At 69.9% G+C, this 16,556-nt stretch carries 14 protein-coding genes; 6 read left to right on the top strand and 8 right to left on the bottom strand.

Annotated features, from left to right (window positions below; all coding sequences use genetic code 11):
• Positions 1-49: 49 nt before the first annotated feature.
• From LFM09_RS40070 to LFM09_RS40055, 4 genes are read right to left on the bottom strand one after another with little or no spacing between them, the layout of a single operon-like run.
• Positions 50-385 carry an antibiotic biosynthesis monooxygenase family protein gene (locus LFM09_RS40070; RefSeq protein ID WP_414101858.1) on the bottom strand — a complete coding sequence of 112 codons (336 nt, stop codon included), beginning with the start codon at positions 383-385 and terminating at the stop codon, positions 50-52.
• Positions 385-1,722: an FAD-dependent oxidoreductase gene (locus LFM09_RS40065; RefSeq protein ID WP_414101857.1), complete on the bottom strand. Its 1,338-nt coding sequence runs from the start codon at positions 1,720-1,722 to the stop codon at positions 385-387. Before LFM09_RS40065 ends, LFM09_RS40070 begins: the two co-directional genes overlap by 1 nt.
• A gap of 5 nt (positions 1,723-1,727) precedes the next feature.
• Entirely contained in the window at positions 1,728-2,756 is a 1,029-nt protein-coding gene (locus LFM09_RS40060) for an isocitrate/isopropylmalate dehydrogenase family protein (protein WP_414101856.1), read from the bottom strand.
• A complete protein-coding gene (locus tag LFM09_RS40055) occupies positions 2,756-4,729 on the bottom strand; it encodes an AMP-binding protein (protein WP_414101855.1) in 1,974 nt (657 codons plus the stop codon). Before LFM09_RS40055 ends, LFM09_RS40060 begins: the two co-directional genes overlap by 1 nt.
• Before the next feature lie 234 nt (positions 4,730-4,963).
• Between LFM09_RS40055 and LFM09_RS40050 the strand changes: the two genes are divergently transcribed.
• Positions 4,964-6,391 (top strand): FAD-binding oxidoreductase, encoded by a 1,428-nt coding sequence (locus LFM09_RS40050; protein WP_414101854.1) that lies wholly within the window; start codon positions 4,964-4,966, stop codon positions 6,389-6,391.
• Between the two features lie 55 nt (positions 6,392-6,446).
• On the opposite strand, the gene LFM09_RS40045 is transcribed toward LFM09_RS40050, so the two are convergent.
• Positions 6,447-7,541 carry an SAM-dependent methyltransferase gene (locus tag LFM09_RS40045; RefSeq protein WP_414101853.1) on the bottom strand — a complete coding sequence of 365 codons (1,095 nt, stop codon included), beginning with the start codon at positions 7,539-7,541 and terminating at the stop codon, positions 6,447-6,449.
• Between the two features lie 246 nt (positions 7,542-7,787).
• Between LFM09_RS40045 and LFM09_RS40040 the strand changes: the two genes are divergently transcribed.
• Together LFM09_RS40040 and LFM09_RS40035 are read left to right on the top strand one after the other, a co-directional pair.
• On the top strand, positions 7,788-9,002 hold the full coding sequence (locus LFM09_RS40040; protein ID WP_414101852.1) for a cytochrome P450: 1,215 nt from the start codon (positions 7,788-7,790) through the stop codon (positions 9,000-9,002).
• Between the two features lie 40 nt (positions 9,003-9,042).
• Positions 9,043-10,818, top strand: a complete 1,776-nt coding sequence (locus LFM09_RS40035; RefSeq protein ID WP_414101851.1) for a non-ribosomal peptide synthetase — start codon at positions 9,043-9,045, stop codon at positions 10,816-10,818.
• A gap of 66 nt (positions 10,819-10,884) precedes the next feature.
• On the opposite strand, the gene LFM09_RS40030 is transcribed toward LFM09_RS40035, so the two are convergent.
• From LFM09_RS40030 to LFM09_RS40020, 3 genes are all read right to left on the bottom strand, one after another.
• On the bottom strand, positions 10,885-11,085 hold the full coding sequence (locus LFM09_RS40030; RefSeq protein WP_414101850.1) for an MbtH family protein: 201 nt from the start codon (positions 11,083-11,085) through the stop codon (positions 10,885-10,887).
• Positions 11,085-11,525 carry a helix-turn-helix domain-containing protein gene (locus LFM09_RS40025; RefSeq protein ID WP_414101849.1) on the bottom strand — a complete coding sequence of 147 codons (441 nt, stop codon included), beginning with the start codon at positions 11,523-11,525 and terminating at the stop codon, positions 11,085-11,087. Before LFM09_RS40025 ends, LFM09_RS40030 begins: the two co-directional genes overlap by 1 nt.
• Positions 11,526-12,015: 490 nt before the next feature.
• Positions 12,016-13,173: an FAD-dependent oxidoreductase gene (locus tag LFM09_RS40020; RefSeq protein WP_414101848.1), complete on the bottom strand. Its 1,158-nt coding sequence runs from the start codon at positions 13,171-13,173 to the stop codon at positions 12,016-12,018.
• Between the two features lie 176 nt (positions 13,174-13,349).
• Here LFM09_RS40020 and LFM09_RS40015 point away from each other — a divergent pair, with 176 nt between their 5' ends.
• The 3 genes from LFM09_RS40015 (at position 13,350) to LFM09_RS40005 (ending at position 16,502) form a co-directional block, all read left to right on the top strand.
• On the top strand, positions 13,350-14,087 hold the full coding sequence (locus LFM09_RS40015; protein ID WP_414101847.1) for a thioesterase II family protein: 738 nt from the start codon (positions 13,350-13,352) through the stop codon (positions 14,085-14,087).
• A 26-nt stretch (positions 14,088-14,113) separates the two neighbouring features.
• Entirely contained in the window at positions 14,114-15,319 is a 1,206-nt protein-coding gene (locus LFM09_RS40010; protein ID WP_414101846.1) for an erythromycin esterase family protein, read from the top strand.
• 802 nt (positions 15,320-16,121) lie between these two features.
• The gene (locus tag LFM09_RS40005) at positions 16,122-16,502 is read left to right on the top strand and encodes a helix-turn-helix domain-containing protein (RefSeq protein ID WP_414101845.1); all 381 of its coding nucleotides are present in this window, start codon (positions 16,122-16,124) and stop codon (positions 16,500-16,502) included.
• Positions 16,503-16,556 lie beyond the last annotated feature (54 nt).

Genomic DNA, 16,556 nt, shown 5'->3' with positions numbered 1-16,556 from the left:
TGCACGCAAGAACCTGCCGGACGCAGCGGAAACCCGGTGGCCGGCGCTGTCAGCCGAGCTGCAACGGCGAGGTGTCGACCGTCGTTCCACCCGTGCTGGTGCGGACCACCTCGGCGACGGTTATCTCGTAGAACGAATACCATTTCTCGCGGCCCTTCTGCTTCGCCGCGAGGTGCGCCTCGTCGCGCCGCCACTTCTCCAGGGTCTCCGCGTTCTGCCAGCGGATGATCGCGAGCCGTTCACCGTCGTCGCTGGCGTACTCCAGGAAGTCCTGCGGGTCGTCGGAGGTGATGGCGCGGACCCGTTCCCACATGGCCTTGTCGGCGGCGAGATAGTCCTCGTCCGCGTCCCCGGAGAGGCGGGACCGGAAGACGATGATGAACATCAGGATTCCTTTGTGATCGAATCGGCGGCGCCGGGCACGCAGGCGCGCAAGGTGCTCGCCGGTGCCGAGACGAGTTCCGGGCCGTGAATGCCGAGCAGCTCCTCGACCAGGCTTTCGAGCACCAGGTCGTTGTTCAGCAGGGTCGCGTAGCTCTCCTCGGTGAACGCGCATTGCTCGTACAGCGGCACGAAACGGTCCGGGAAGAGTTCGAAAAGCCGTTCGCGCAAGGCTTCCTTGGCGAGCGCGGCCGCTTTGTCCTGCGGCGGTGTGGACATGGTGTGGTAGTGCTGCTGCGAAAGGGCGGAGATCGCTTTCGCCTCCTCGACACGCGACTTCTCGTAAACCGCGAGTGCCGATTCCGTGTCATCGGTGCCGTCGAGGCATTCGGCGAGGGTGCGGACGTCCTCGAAGCCGCAGTTCATGCCGTGGCCCATGAACGGCGCCATCGCGTGGCAGGCGTCGCCGAGCAGCGCGAGCTTGTCCTGCCAGACCCACCGATCGCAGCTCGCGATCGTGATCGTCGAGACGGACTTCGTCGCGAGCTGGCCGGCGAGATCCCCGATCGCGGCGGCGGGTTCCGGGAAGTGGGTGGTGAACATGCCGAACAGGTCCCCGCCGCCGGCGGCGTAGGAGGGCGGCGGTCCGTCGAGACGCAGGAACAGCGAGCCGGCGAAGTGCCCGGACGGCAGCGGAAAGGCGCCGAAGAACCCATCACCGGTCGGCCAGTAGTGCATTGTGAACGGATCCAGCCAGCCGCCCGGCACGTCGATCTCCTGGTACGCCATTTCGAGCGTGCGCACCTCTTCTCGTGCGCCGCGCGCGACCAGCGCCGCGCGGGCGGTGGAATGCGCGCCGTCACAGCCGAGCACGAGACGGCACGTCAGCGTTTGCCTGCCGGCCGGACCGTCGACGACCACCGCCGGCTCGTCCAGGTCCACCTCGCGCACCTGCTGGTCGAAGCACAGGCGGACGCCGGGCGTCGCCTCGGCGGCGTCGAGCAGCAGCCGGTGCAGGCGTGCGCGCTCGACCGACCAGATCGGCCGCCGGTCCCGGCTGTACGGGGTGACGTGCGAGCTGCCGTCGGTGAGGTGGGCGCAGCGGCCGTGGATGGGCACGCAGATCGACCGCACCGGGCCTTCGAGTCCCACCTCCGCCAGCGCGCGCCAGCCGCGGGTCGACAGCATGACCGTGATCGAGCGTCCCACCGCGCCGAGCCGCGACCGCGGGTCCGGCCTCTTCTCCAGCACCGTCACGGAACCGAACCGGGGAGCCAGGTACATCGCGGCGACGAGACCCACCGGGCCACCGCCGATGATCACAATTCCGGAGTCGTTCATGTCCCTCACCGCAGCTCCGCCAGCACCGCTGCGCCCGCTTGCCTGGTGCTCAGCGACCCGCCGAGGTCGGGGGTCACCCGGTCGTGCTCGATCGCGGCCGCCACGGCCGCGCGCACGGCCTCTGCCTCACGGGCGTGGCCGAGGTGCTCGACCAGCAGCGCGACCGAGAGGACCGCGGCGAACGGGTTGGCGACGCCGGTTCCCGCGATGTCGGGCGCACTGCCGTGCACCGGTTCGAACAGGCCCTGCCCGGTGGCGGCGTTGAGGTTCGCCGACGCCGCGACGCCCAGGCCGCCGGCGAGCCCGGCCGTGAGATCGCTGAGGATGTCGCCGTTGGAGTTGTTCGTGACGATGACGTCGAAGGCCGTCGGGTCGGTCACCAGCCTCATCGCCGCGGTGTCCACGTAGAGGTGGGTCGTGTCGATGTGCGGATGCCGTTCAACCGCCTCCCGCCAGCAGCGCTGCCACAGCGTCCCGCCGTGGCGGACGGCGTTCGCCTTGTCCACGACGCACACGGAGGTGCGCGCGACGGAGAAGGCGAAGTCCAGGATGCGCGACACGCCCCGGTAGCTGCTGACGTCGAGGTCGAACGCGACCTCCTGCGACGACCCCGCGGACAGGTTGCCGCCCGCACCGCTGTAGAGCCCTTCGGTGTTCTCCCGCACGATCACGCAGTCGATGCCGCGCTTTGTCTTGTCCCGCAACGGACTCAGCTTGTCGTGCCACAGCCGGATCGGCCGGTAGTTGGCGTACAGGTCCAGTTCGACGCGCAGCGTGGTGAGCACCTCGCGCACGTACGGGGTGTCGCCCAGCCTCGGGTCGCCGACCGCGCCGAGCAGTGTCGCCGCGCTGCCCCGGACCCGGTCCAGGTCCGCCTCGGTCAGCGCACGCCCAGTGCTGACATAGGTTTCCGCGTTCACGTGGTCGAGGACGTCGAGCTTCACGTCGAGCCCGAGGAACGCGAGAAGCTCCAGCGCGGGCTCGATCACCTCGGGGCCGATGCCGTCCCCCGGTACGACGGAGATCGTGCGCATCAGCTCTGGTGCGCCTTCGTCGCCGACGTCCGCAGCAGCACACCGAGCTCCCGGGCCGTGGGGTTCAGCACCACGTCTTCCACCGACACCGGCCGTCCGGCCTTGCGGGTCAGCTGGCGCGCCGCCACGGCCGCCAGCAACGAGTCACCGCCGAGCAGGAAGAAGTTGTCGTCTGGCGCGCACGAGTCGCGGTCCAGCACCTCGGACAGGGTCGCGGCCGCCAGCGCGACGAGGTGGTCCCCGCCGCTCGCGGTCACGGAGTCCGGGTGCGGCAGCGCCTGGCGGTCGATCTTGTCGCTCCGGTTGCGCGGCAACCGTTCCATCCGCACGAACGCCACCGGCACCATGTACGGCGGGAGCGCGTCGGACAGCGTCCGCCGCAGCTCGGTGTCGGCGACGGGCACGTCCGTCACCACGTACCCGACCAGCTGGGCCCGTCCCGACGAGGTCTCGACCGCCTTGGCCGCGGCCTCGCGGATGCCGGGGCAGTGCAGCAGTGCCTGCTCCACCTCGGCCATCTCGACCCGCATGCCGTTGATCTTCACCTGCTCGTCGGCGCGTCCGCAGTGCTCGATGGCCCCGTCCGGGCGGACGCGGACCAGGTCTCCGGTGCGGTAGACGCGCGAACCCGGTACCACCGCGTGCGGGTCGGGCAGGAACTTCTCCGCGGTCGCGCCCGGCGACAGGTACCCGATGGCCAGCTGGCGGCCGCCGACGACCAGTTCGCCCACCTCGCCGGGGGCGACCGGCCGGTCGTCCGCGTCGACCACCCGCCAGGTCGCGTCCGGCCACACGCGTCCGATGGGCGGCGTTCCCGCCCGGTCCGCCGCACTGGCCGTGGCCGACGTGATGCGCTGATCCCACGGCAGCATCGACGAGGTGACGATGTTGACCTCGACCGCGCCGTACCAGTTGGCGATCTCGAAGGGCAGGTCCTGCCTGCCCCACTCGCGCACCCGGTCGCTGCCGGTGAGCATCAGCCGCAGTGCGGAGGGCGGCCAGTCGAGCCGCGCCAGCGCCTCGGCGAGCGGGGCGACCGCGAAGAACTGCGTGATCCGTTCCTCGCGGATCCAGGCCGCGAGCTCGGCGGGCGCCGTGATGGTCTCCTGGGACGGCACCGACAGATGCGCGCCCGCCGCGAGGAACGGCCAGATCACCGTGCTGACGGAGACGCAGGTGTGCGAGGGGAACAACCAGGCTCCGCGCTCGTCGGCGTCGATCCCGTGCACGCTCTGCTGCGACTCGCACGCGAACGCCCAGGTGCGGTGCGGCACCAGCGCCAGCTTGGGTTCCCCGGTCGAGCCGGACGTCTGGACCAGGCACGCGGCGTCCTCCGGCCCGACCTCCGGGAAGTCGACCACGTCCGCACCGGCGTCGCCGACGAACCGTCCGTCGACGTCCAGCCGGCACACGGTCCCGTCGAACTTCGGCTCCGCGCTGTCCTCGTGCGTGATCCAGGCGACCGGCCGCGCCCTGTCGACGAACCCCTTGAGCCACTGCTCCGGGCCCGCGAGATCCAGCATCAGCGCGGTGCCGCCGGCCCGTGACACGGCCAGCAACGTCACCACGAGCGCCACGCCGCGCTGCAGGTGCACCGCCACCGCGTCACCTCTGCGCACGCCCCGCCGGACCAGGACGGCGGCCAGCTCCTCGGCACGGTCGATCAGCCGGCCGTAGGTGATGCTCGTCCACTGGTCGGTCACCGCGGTGCGGTCCGGGACCTCGCGGGCGCGGTCGGCGACGATCCGGTGCACGGGAACGAAACCGTCCCGTTGGTCCAGCTGCTTGCGCACGCTGAGCGGACGCACGTCGGTCCAGACCCGGTCGACGTGGTCACGGCAGGCGTCCTTGCTGCCGCGCGTTCCCTCCACGTGCCACCCGGCGGGCAAAGCCTTGTCACTGCGCCAGATCGAGTACTGCTCCTCGTCGTTGAGCACCACCAGGTACTCGTGGGAGCCCTCACTCTCGACCATCAGTGCCCTCCGTATCCGCCGTGGTGCCTTCGCCGAGGTCGTGGCCGGACGCTACAACCGCCCCACCAGCCGCCGAGGGGGTGCGAAATATTCGGGAAAGAGACCGGGGACGGCCGCGGTTCCCCTTGACGGACAAGTGAAAGAACCAGCCGTGCGGCCTCTGCCGCGGTGTTACCAATCGGCGAACTTGCCCACACACCAACGTTTCTCGCATCCGGCCGCCCTGGAGACGCCATGACAGAGCTCACCCCGCCCCTGGACGCCCTGGCGCGGATCGTCGGGCCGGAGAACGTGCTGTCCGAGCCGGACCGGCCGAACACCGGCATGTTCCGGACCCGCCGGATTCGCGGCGTCGTCCGACCGGCCACAGTGGACGAGGCGCGGCAGGTCGTCGCGACGCCGGGCGCCGGACCGCTGCACGCGATCAGCACGGGCCGCAACTGGGGCCTCGGTTCGCACCACGCGCCGCAGGACGACGCGGTCCTGCTCGACCTGGGCCGGCTCGCGGCCGTGCGGGAGATCGACCTCACCGCGGGGTGGGCGGTCGTCGAACCCGGTGTGACGCAAGGAATGCTGTCGGAGCTGCTGGACGGCACCGAACGGATGGTGAACGTGACGGTGTCGGCGGCGGAGACCAGCGTGCTGGGCAACGCGCTGGACCGCGGCTCCGGCCTGCGCCACCAGCGGGTCCACGACCTGGCGGGCCTGGAGGTCGTGCTTCCCGACGGCGAGCTCGTGCGCGTCGGCTGGTGGCCGGACCGGGAGAAGGCGACACCGGTGTACCCGCACGGTCTCGGCCCGTCGTTGTTGCAGTTGTTCGTGCAGTCGAGCTTCGGCGTGGTCACGGCCGCCGCGATCCGCCTCCTGCCCAGGCCTGAAGCGTTGCGGGTGATCAGGATGGCGTTCGAGCCGGACGTGCTCGACCACGCCGCAGACGCGTTGCGGCGCTGGGTCCACCAGGGCCTGGTCCGCGGGGTGCCGAAGATCTTCGACCAGATCACCTCCCGCCCGTACGGCGGCGATCCCGGGAAGTACCTGGTGCACGTCTGCGTGGACGGCACCACCGAGTCCGTCGCCGCGCTGGTGCGGGTGATCACTGCCGAGGCCCGCGCCACCGGGTTGTTCTCCGGCATCTCGCACACCGAGGCCACCGAACCCGCGCATCCCAACCACGAGACCGCGGTGCTCGTGGAACGCGGCTACGCGGGTGATCCCGACGTCCGCAACACGGTGTTCGAGGCCAAGACCGGCCACGCGCCCGCCGAGGTGGACGAGAAGATCGGCCTGGCGTCGTTCCTGCCGCTGATCCCGTTCAACGGCAAGAAGATCGCGCTGGCCGACCGGCTGCTGCGCGAGGTCTCCGAGCAGACAGGCGTGCGCGCGGCCACGACGTTGCACGTCCTCGACCAGGACGTCGTCGAAAGCGTTGTCGGACTGCGGTTCGACCGCGACGACGAGGCCGGCGTGGCGGCAGCGCACCGTGCGCTCGACCTGCTGTACCAACGGTTCACCGCGGCCGGGTTCATCCCCTACCGGCTGGACGTCGACCACGCCGACTGGCGCGAACGACTGCACACCGACCCCGCAGCAACCGCACTCACCCGGCGACTCAAGAACTTCCTCGACCCCGACGGCACGATCGTCCACGGCCGCTACCACTGACCTCGACCCAAGACGGCGAGAGCCCCCGCCCAGCCGGGCGGGGGCTCTCGGGCTCTCACGCCCGTGGCGCGGTGATCTCGTAGAAGGCGAACCGGAACTCGACGTTCGGCTGGTAGTAGACCCGTTCGCAGGTCAGGCCGGCGGCCTCGATGACGTCCAGCCAGGCGTCGCGGTCGCGCGGGAACCCCTGCTTGGTGAGCACGTGCATCAGGTAGTACTCGGCGTCACCGGTGTTGACGCGCAGGTCCGGTTCCGCGAGCAGGAGCACCCGGTCGGGCCGCTCCGCGAGCAGCGTGCGGTACCGCAGCAGGTGGTCCACGACGGCCTGCCTGCCCTTGCGGAACTCCTCGTGCAGCGCGCCGACGGCGAGGAAGAAGTCGCAGTCGGTCGCCTCGGCGGGCCAGGAGTCCGGCGCGAAGGCGTCACCGACCACAAAGGACACCCGGTCGGCCAGGTTCCGTTCGGCGACCCGCTTCTCGGCGAACCGGATCGCGTCCGGTGCGATGTCGATGCCGACCGCGCGGAACTTCGGATCGGTCTCGGCCATGTGCAGCACCAGGCCGCCGGAGCCGCATCCCATGTCCAGCACCGAATGCGCGCCGCGCTGACGCATCAGGTCGCGCAGCAGGTTGGACAGGAAGCTGATGGTCATCAGCTCGCACCGGCGGCCCAGGGACTCGCCGTCGCGCACCACGTCGGTGCCGTAGTCGACCGTGCCCGTGAGCAGACCGCCGAGGTTGGCCAGCACCGAGCCGTAGGACTCGACGTAGAAGCCGAGCAGCGCCGTCGAGACCTCGGCGAGCTGCACCGCGCCCTTCTCGGTCAGCCTCCACCGACCCCCGTCCGGCGTCAGAGCGCTGAGCTCCGCGCCGTCCCAGCTCACGTCGCGGGACTCCACGACGTCGTGGATCTCCAGGTAGCGCAACGTGTTGCGGACCAGGTGCGGCAGCGCACCGTCCGGCACCACGTCCGCGAACGGGGTCCACTGCTCGCTGAGCCGCTCGGCGACACCGGCGCGGGCCGTGCCGACCAACGTGCTGGCGAGCACGTACTGCGCCGCGAGATCGCGCACGCCGGCCTCGGCGATGGGACGCCAGACGCTCTGCACGTCGGGGTCGTTGATCTCGACTGGTTCTGCCTGCTTGGACACTCTCACTCCCAGCGTCGCCTCGTCGCCTCGTTGCCGAGGTGGGTCCTGCCCGTCCATCGTGATGTCCGGCGTCGTCGGCGAGTCCGCGCCTGAAAGATGTCGGTAAGAACGGCCTCAGGTGGATCGCATTCCGACAGAACTGCGCCAGATGCGCCCCCTGCCGCGCCCGTGTTTGTGACGGTGCGGGCACCGGTACGGCTCGCCGCGCTGCCGTGTCCGCGGATTCCCGGAAGGAAGGTCATGTCGATGAGCCCGTCCACGGCCGGCATCACCTCGCTCGACCTCGCCGACCCGAAAACGTTCGTGCACAACGACCCGCACGCGTTCTGGGCGGAGCTGCGCGACCGCGACCCCGTCTTCTGGCACCAGGGCGACGAGAACCGCCCCGGCTTCTGGGTGGTGTCGCGCTACGCCGACGTCGTCGCCTGCTACACCGACGCGGCGAGGCTGAGCTCGGCGCGGGGCACCGTGCTGGACGTGTTGCTGCGCGGCGACGACTCCGCCGGCGGCCGCATGCTCGCGGTCACCGACCGGCCGCGGCACCGGAGCCTGCGCAACGTCATGCTGCGCGCGTTCTCGCCCCGTGTGCTCGGCGACGTCACGGAGCAGGTCGAGCGCCGGACGCGGGAGCTCATCAAGCAGGTCACGCAGACGGGGACCTTCGACTTCGCCACCGAGGTCGCCGAGCACATCCCGATGGGCACGATCTGCGACCTGCTGTCGATCCCGCCGGCCGATCGGCCGGACCTGTTGGGGTGGAACAAGAAAGCCCTGTCCTCCGACGAGGCCGACGCGGACCCGTACGCCGCGCTGGAAGCCCGCAACGAGATCCTGCTCTACTTCACCGACCTGGCAGCGCAACGCCGAGCGCGTCCCGGCGACGACGTGGTCAGCATGATCACCACCGCCACCGTCGACGGCGAGCAGCTGTCCGTCGAGGACGTGGCGCTCAACTGCTACAGCCTGATCATCGGCGGCGACGAGTCCTCCCGCGTGTCGGCGATCTGCGCGGTGAAGGCGTTCGCGGACTTCCCCGGCCAGTGGCGTGCCGTGCGCGACGGCGACGTCGGGATCGACACCGCGGTCGAGGAGGTGCTGCGGTGGGCCACACCCGCGCTGCACTTCGCGCGCACCGCCACCGCGGACCTGGAGCTGGGAGGCCGGCGGGTGCGGGCGGGCGACATCGTGTCCCTGTGGAACATCTCCGCCAACTTCGACGAACGGCAGTTCGACACGCCGCTGGAGTTCCGGGTGGCACGCGACCCGAACAGGCACGTGTCGTTCGGCCACGGTCCTCACTTCTGCCTCGGCGCCCACCTCGGACGGGCCGAGCTGCGAGCGCTGCTGACCGCGCTGGTGGACACGGTGTCGGACATCGAGCTGGCCGGGCCTCCCCAGCGCATCTACTCGAACTTCCTCAACGGCCACAGCAGCCTGCCCGTCACGTTCACCGGCCGCTGAGCAGTGACCACATCCCTTGTCGAGAGGACGGAGTGAGCCGGTGCCCACCGTTCCGGAACTGTTCGAGTCCATTGTGGACAGAGCGGGTGACGCGCCCGCTGTGGTGTTCGGCGACCTCGTCGTGACCTACCCCGAGCTCAACGCCCGCGCCAACCGGTTGGCGCGGGTGCTGGTCGAGCGCGGGGTCGGCCCGGACACCGCGGTGGCGGTGGCGTTGCCGAAGTGCGACGAGCTGGTGGTCGTGCTGCTGGCGGTGCTCAAGGCCGGTGGCGCCTACCTGCCACTGGACCCGCAGTACCCCGCCCCACGCCTGGCGCACATGGTCGAGGACGCAAGGCCCGTGCTGCTGGTCCGGTCAACAGAGGTGTCGCTGGACCTCGCGGCACTCGTTCCCGAGCTGGTGGTCGACGACCCCGGGGTGCAATGGGAGACCGCGGCGCAGCCCGGCCACGACCTGACCGACGCGTGCCGCAACGCTCCCCTGCGTCCGCAGCACCTGATGTACGTCATCTACACGTCGGGTTCGACCGGGACACCGAAGGGCGTCGCGGTGACGCACACCGGTGTCGCCGACGTCGTGGCCGCCCAGGCCGCGTCCATCGCGCCCCACCCAGGCGACCGCGTGCTCCAGTGGGCGTCCATCAGCTTCGACGCGGCGTTCTGGGACTGGTCCGCGGCTCTGCTGTCCGGGGCCACCCTGGTCGTGGCACCGGCGGAGGAACTCCTGCCGGGTGAGCCGTTGCGCGAGACGTTGCGGCGCCACGCGGTCACCCACGCCGTGCTGCCCCCCGTCGCGTTGAGCGTCACCGACCCCGACGACGTCCTGGTCGGAGGCACCGTGATGTCCACCGGCGACGCGTGCACCCGAGCGCTGGTGGCCAAGTGGGCGCCTGGGCGGCGCATGTTCAACGGCTACGGGCCGACCGAGACCACCGTCGGGTCCACTGTGGCCGGTCCCATCACGGCCGTCGACGAGATCACCATCGGAACTCCGTGGCAAGGCAACAGCGTGCACGTCCTCGACGAGCGCCTGCGTCCCGTCCCGGACGGTCGTGACGGCGAGCTGTACCTGGCCGGCAACGGCCTGGCTCGCGGCTACCTGAACAGGCCGGGACTGACGGCCTCGCGGTTCGTGCCCAACCCCTTCGGCGCACCGGGCAGCCTGCTGTACCGCTCCGGCGACCGCGGGCACCGCCGTGCGGACGGGGAGTTCGTGTTCTCCAGCCGGGGCGACGACCAGGTGAAGATCCGCGGTTTCCGCGTCGAGCTGGGCGAGGTCGAGGCACGGCTGGCGGCCCACGCCTCGGTGGACGTCGCCGCCGCGGTGGTGATCGGCGATCTCGCGGGCGCTCGCCTCGCGGCGTTCGTCAGCGCCGTCGGCGGGGCCGAGGTGTCCGCTGCCGAACTGCGTGCGCACGCGGCGGAAACCCTGCCCGAGCACATGGTGCCGTCATCCGTTCACGTGCTGCCGCAGCTCCCGGTCACCGCCAACGGCAAGATCGATCGCACGGCGTTGCGTGCTCTCGCCGAGTCCGCGGCGGTGCCCGACGAGGCACCCGCCGGTGACGAGGCGAACGACGTGGAGAGCAGGCTTTACCTGATGGTGCGGGAGATCCTGGCGGTGCCGGACGCCAAGGCGAGCGACAACTTCTTCTCGCTCGGCGGTCAGTCGATGCTGGCGACCCGGCTCGCCGGACGGCTTCGCGACGAACTGGGCGTCACCGTGCCGATGAGAGCGGTGTTCGAGTCGGCGACCCTGTCCGAGCTCGCCGCCGTCGTGCGCGCGTCCTGCGAGTCCGTGGGCGCGAAGAGCTGACCGGGAAAGAACCCCGGCCGGGAGCGATCACCGCTCCCGGCCGGAAATGTCTGTCGCGCTGGGGTTTCAGACCGCACCGGCGTTCAAGCGCCTGCGCACGCTGAGCGGACGCACGTCGGTCCAGACCCGCTCGATGTGGTCGAGGCAGACTTCCTCGCTGCCGCGGGTCCCCTCGGGCCGCCAGCCCGCCGGCAACGCCTCGCCGGCGCGCCAGATCGAGTACTGCTCCTCGTCGTTGACCACCACGACGTAGTCGATGTCGGCCATCACGCGTTCTCCGTTCGGTCGGACCCGGCGTGGTCGAGCATGTAGCCCCGGCCCCACACCGTGCGGATCGACAGGTCGAGCGGCAGGAGCCTGCGCCGCAGCCGCATGATGTGCAGGTCGAGCGAGTTCCGGTTGAGCGCCGGCGTGCGGTTCTCGAAGCGCTGCATGAACTCGACGCGGTACACGACCTTGCCGAAGCGCTCGACGAGCAACCGCATCAGTTCCGCCTGCGTGCTGGAGATCGTGAGCGTGTGACGGCCGAAGGTCAGGGTTCCGGTGGAGTCGATCGACGGCGCCCGGCGGCTGTTGAAGCGGTTCTGCAGGGCGCGGACCCGTGTCTGCAGGTCGTCGCACGACACGGGAGGCCGCACCCAGTCTTCGACCGGGTCGTTGCTGATCGGAGGCAGCGCACCTCCCTCGACGACGAGCAGTCTCGGCACTCCGTCCTGTCTGCAGCGGCTTCTCAGCGCCGCCTGCACGGGCCATCTGACGAAAATGACATCGGAGTTCTGGGCACCCACTGACAAATCCTTCCCCCATGCAACGTGCGAGTGCTGTTGTTCGCGGACGCAGGAATTTCGCGTTCGTACCGCAGTCCGCAGGAAGATTTACCGCCCTATTAGTCCGGCATTACCACACCCGGTCGAACGTGTGACGACGCGACCGGGCAGGGGTCATGCGACAGCAAAGTCATCCCGCCCGCCCGAAATGCCCGATGAGAGCACGCCCACGCACCGCGCGTTGTCTATGAACGGAACCTTCATCGACCTGACGTGGATGAAGGTTCCGTTCATCCACATCAGGCTCGTGTGCGGATCTTGATCGAGTCGCCGCCCCTGCACCCAGGCCAGGAACGGCCGAGCGACTTTGCCGGGACCCTGCCGGGCAGGGGTCGTGAAAGAAATCGGACAGAAGTGTTTTCGCGGCGCCTCAGCTGTTCTGGCGCTGGATGCCCTTCTGGGCGAGGTTGCGGATGCCGGGAAGCGTCATCGTCCGGGTCATCATGGTGTTCATCCACACGTGGAAGCGGCTCGGCGGCGCGTAGTAGTAGGTGCCGCGGGCGGCCATCGCCTGCCGCTTGGCGACCTCGGGCCGCAGTCCGGCCTCCCACTCGGTCAGAGCGGCCGGGATGTCGTCGCCGTGCTTCTGCAGGGCCGCACCGAGCTGGTCGCCACCGGCGAGCGCCAGTGACGCTCCGTGCCCCGCGAAGAGCGTGACGCACCAGGCCGCGTCACCGACGAGCACGACCCTGCCGTTGCTCCACTTCGGCGTGATCACCTTGCTGACGCTGTCGAAGTAGACGCCGGACGGGTCCTGCTCGAGCGAGCGGAGCGCGTCGGGCACCCCCGCGGACAGGTCCCCGAAGGCCGCCGTCAACGCGCCCACCGGGCCCTTCTCCAGCTCCTGAGCCGGGTTCTCGGCGCGGTAGGTGAAGAACGCCGACGACCGGCCGGGACCGAGGTTGATGACCGCCGCCGACCGCCCGGGACCGATGAAGCTCACGGCGGACCGCTCCGGGACGTCCGCGATCGGGTGGGCGAGCGGCACCGCCGACACCACGTACGGCATCTCGGCCTGGTGACCCGAGCCGAACCCCGCGGAGCGGGTCGCCGAGTGCACGCCGTCGGCGCCGACGAGCAGGTCCGCGATCTCCGTCGTGCCGTCGCTGAGCGTGACCTTGACCTGCTCACCGTCCTGCTCGATGTCGGTGGCGGTGGTGCCGAAGCGGAACTCCGCGTGGTCACGCGCGGCCTCGTACAGCGCCGTCTCCAGGTCCTGCCGGAACAGGGCCATGGTCCGGGAGCCCATCGCGGCCTCGGCGAAGGCGGCCGGCATGGTGAGCTTCGGCCTGCCGTCCTCCCGCACCAGCACGCTCGTGAACACGCCCAGCGCCTGCTTCGACAGGGCGGGAACCAGCCCGAGCCGCTCGGCGGCGCTGAAGCCGGACCCGAGCAGGCTCAGCATGTAACCGCTGCTGCGCCGAGCCGGAGACCGCTCCAGCACGAGCACGTCCCACCCGTCCATTCCCAGCCGAAGCGCCGTGGCAAGACCGGCAATGCCAGACCCGACAATCACCGCTCGTTTCATCCGCACTCCCCTGACGAGAACTCGGCGCCGCCGTTCGCGTCGCCGAGTCGAATTGTGGTGACGCCGCCCGCGGGGCCAGCGAGGTCTTACCGATCTCTTTCGCGAGCCGCGAAATTCCGGTTCGCAGCACAAACGATGAGGTAAAGCGCGCGGAGGAAGGCGGAAGGATGAGCCGGATGGGGCGACAGGGTTGGCTGCGGACACTGGCTGCGTCGGCGGCACCCACAGTCCGCCTGGTGTGCTTCCCGCACTCCGGGGGTTCGGCGAACGCGTTCCGGGACTGGGCGGGCGCACTTCCGCCCGAGATCGAGCTCGTGGCCGTCCAGTACCCCGGACGCGGCGACCGGCTCGGTGACGATCTCGTGGACGACGTGGCCGCGCTGGCCGGTCACGTGGTCGGGGAGCTGCTCTCCCTGCCTTCGAGCGAGCTCGTGCTGTTCGGGCACAGCCTCGGCGCGATGGTGGCCTACGAGACCGCGGTGCTGCTGCGGGACATGGGCCGGGAGCCGGCGCGGCTGCACGTCTCCTCCTGCCTTCCGCCCGGCGACATGATGAACCGGGACCTGCACCTGGCACCCGACACCGAGTTCTGGGCGGCCCTGTGCGAGCTGGGCGGCATCGACCGGGGGATCGCCGAGAACGCGGAGCTGCGCGACCTCCTGATCCCGGCGCTGCGCGCGGACCTCCGGGCGCACGCGACCTACCGGCCGGGTGCCGAGACCAAGCCGCTGGCCTGCCCGGTGAGCTGCTACCACGGCGAGGGCGACCCGCTGGTGGACGAGGCGCGGCTGCCGGAGTGGGCGGGCGTCACCACGGGCGGCTTCCGGCTGCGCGTGCGACCGGGCGGCCACTTCCACGTGGCCACCGACGTCGCCGCCCTGGTCTCGGAGATCCTGGACCGCGAACCCGTCTGAAGATCATCACCGATACGTTGGGAGCCATGACTTCCGCCATCAGGGATTCGGTCAGGGCCGTCGACGCGGCCGGTGTGCTGGGACTGCTGCGGACCAGGCCGCGACTGCTCGGCCTGGGTGAGCCGGTCCACGGCGAGGACGTGCTGCTCGGGTTGCGCAACGGGCTCTTCCGGCAGCTCGTCGAACAGGAGCACTTCCGGACGATCGCGATCGAGAGCGACTGTCTGCTGGGCTTGATGGTCGACGACTACGTCACCACCGGTGCGGGCACGCTGGACGAGGTCGTGGAACGCGGCTTCAGCCACGCCTGGTTCAACGTGTCCGAGGGCAACCGCGAGCTCGTCCGCTGGATGCGCGAGTACAACGACGGCAGGCCCGCGGCGGAGCAGGTGCGCTTCGCCGGGTTCGAGGGCCCGCTGACGGACTCCGGCGCGGCGAGCCCGCGGCAGGCCCTCATCGCGCTCCACGGCCACCTGGCCGCCCGTCTCGGCCCGGATCTGCTGCCGTGCACCGAGGAGACCCTCGACGGCCTGATCGGCGACGACGACCGGTGGTCCGATCCCGGCGCGCTGATGGACCCGTCGAAGTCTGTCGGGCGAACCCCGGAAGCCGACCGGCTGCGCCAGCTCGCGGGCGACCTCGCGGAGTTGTTCGACGCCAGGACCGCGCACCTGGCCGAGACGTCCACTCCGGACGAGTGGGACCGGGCACGCCTGTACCGCCGTGCCGCCACCGGGGTGCTGGAGTATCACTTCTGGCTGGCCGACACGTCACCGGACCGCGTGGAACGGCTGCTGGGCCTGCGGGAGTCGATGATGGCCGGCAACCTGCTCGCCCTCGCCGAGCGCGGTCCGACGCTGGCGAACGGCCACAACGGTCATCTGCAGCGGGTCACCAGCTCGATGAACATGGGCGAGCAGCTGGTGGAGTGGCCGAGCGCGGGCATGATCCTGAGCGACCGGCTGGGCGAGGAGTACGCGCTGGTGACGACTGCCGTCGGCACGCTCGACCGCCACGGCGTCGACGCACCGCCGTCCGGCACCCTCGAAGGGGTCCTGCACGAGGTCCCGCAGGACCGGTACGTCGTCGACGCGCGGGTGCTGGCCGCCGCCGTCGGAGATCTGTCACTCGTGCACCGCGAGTCGTCCTCGTACCGCTACTCGCCGCTGTCCCCCGTCAACGTCGCGACCAACGACGTGATCGCATACGTGAAAGACGCCGCACCGAACTGACGCGTGGGCCGTTCGGCGGAAAGGTGACGGAAAGCTCCCGCCCGGCATGATCAGGACCGGGAAAACGCCGGTGACCTGGTAGTTCCTGCGGCACCCGCGGCCGGTACCCCTGCCGGACATGTCCGTTTCGGGCCGCGCCGTACCGCTCCGGCCGGTTGTTCTTTTCCTTCAGCTTGCCTTCAGATGACGGTTGTTTCTGCCCAACTTCTTTCAGCACGGTGGTCAACCCTGACAGAGTGACCACCATGGGGGGTGGACGAGGTTCCGAGCGGGATCTCGTCGCCAGGAGCGCACAAGGGGGGTGCGGGACAGGTGAGCCGGCGCTTCAGCAGCGAGGCAGGCGAGCCTGACCGACTCCGTCAGGCCGCCACTGACGGACGGGACCGCGCTCGCGCAACCGGTCAGGAAAAAGATTTGTAACAGCACAGTCGTGCCGTCGTGCGGATGTAGTGTGGGTTATCCCCCGAAGCTCGACGGCGTGTAGCGGTCACGAAATGCGGACGAACCCGGCGGCGCCACAAAGGCGTGCGCACCGGGACCTCGCTCGTTGTTTTGATGACCGATGAAACAAAAACTGGGAGGCACGCTATGAACCACGATCCATTCGCCAACGGGCACAGAGACGAGTTGACAGCCAGGCAACAGCTCTCGTAGCCACGTATGGGGGAGGGATTTACTCGTGGGGGTTCGCAACACCGACGTCATCTTCGTCAGGTGGCCGGCACAGGCGGATCTGAGAAGCCGCTGCCAGAGCGAAGGAATACCTCGGCTGCTTGTCGTAGAGGGAGGCGCGGTGCCTCCGGTGAGCAACGACCCGACTGAGGACTGGGTACGACCTCCGATCTCGAAAGACGATCTGGAGGCGCGTGTCAAGGCCTTGCAGAACCGGTTCGACAGCCGCCAGGTGCCGATTCTCGACTCGTCGGGAACCCTGAGTTACGGAAGTCGCTCGATCACCATTTCGACCACTCAGACGGAGCTCATGGCCCTTCTGGTGGAACGCTTCGGCGAAGTGGTGTACCGCAACGAGTTCACCCATTGCCTGGCCGTGCGGGTACCCGCGCTGACCAGGAACTCACTCGACCTGCACATCATGCGGTTGCGTCGACGGCTGCTGCCGATCGACCTGTCCATCCGCACGGTGTGGGGCCGGGGCTACATGCTGCAGGCCACGGACTCTTGACCAGGAGCCGGTGGAGAGGTGTCCGGTCACGTGCCGCACGTGCCGGACGGGCGG

This window comes from Lentzea alba, from assembly GCF_047445655.1.
In the GTDB taxonomy this organism is placed as follows: Bacteria; Actinomycetota; Actinomycetes; order Mycobacteriales; family Pseudonocardiaceae; genus Lentzea; species Lentzea alba_A.
Note: the sequence above shows the minus strand (reverse complement) of the source record. Positions and strands in the feature narration are given on the sequence as shown.

Coding starts and splice junctions, on each gene's coding strand:
- LFM09_RS40070 (WP_414101858.1), bottom strand. CDS start 385: ATGTTCATCATCGTCTTCCGGTCCCGCCTCTCCGGGGACGCGGACGAG.
- LFM09_RS40065 (WP_414101857.1), bottom strand. CDS start 1,722: ATGAACGACTCCGGAATTGTGATCATCGGCGGTGGCCCGGTGGGTCTC.
- LFM09_RS40060 (WP_414101856.1), bottom strand. CDS start 2,756: ATGCGCACGATCTCCGTCGTACCGGGGGACGGCATCGGCCCCGAGGTG.
- LFM09_RS40055 (WP_414101855.1), bottom strand. CDS start 4,729: ATGGTCGAGAGTGAGGGCTCCCACGAGTACCTGGTGGTGCTCAACGAC.
- LFM09_RS40050 (WP_414101854.1), top strand. CDS start 4,964: ATGACAGAGCTCACCCCGCCCCTGGACGCCCTGGCGCGGATCGTCGGG.
- LFM09_RS40040 (WP_414101852.1), top strand. CDS start 7,788: ATGAGCCCGTCCACGGCCGGCATCACCTCGCTCGACCTCGCCGACCCG.
- LFM09_RS40030 (WP_414101850.1), bottom strand. CDS start 11,085: ATGGCCGACATCGACTACGTCGTGGTGGTCAACGACGAGGAGCAGTAC.
- LFM09_RS40020 (WP_414101848.1), bottom strand. CDS start 13,173: ATGAAACGAGCGGTGATTGTCGGGTCTGGCATTGCCGGTCTTGCCACG.
- LFM09_RS40015 (WP_414101847.1), top strand. CDS start 13,350: ATGGGGCGACAGGGTTGGCTGCGGACACTGGCTGCGTCGGCGGCACCC.
- LFM09_RS40010 (WP_414101846.1), top strand. CDS start 14,114: ATGACTTCCGCCATCAGGGATTCGGTCAGGGCCGTCGACGCGGCCGGT.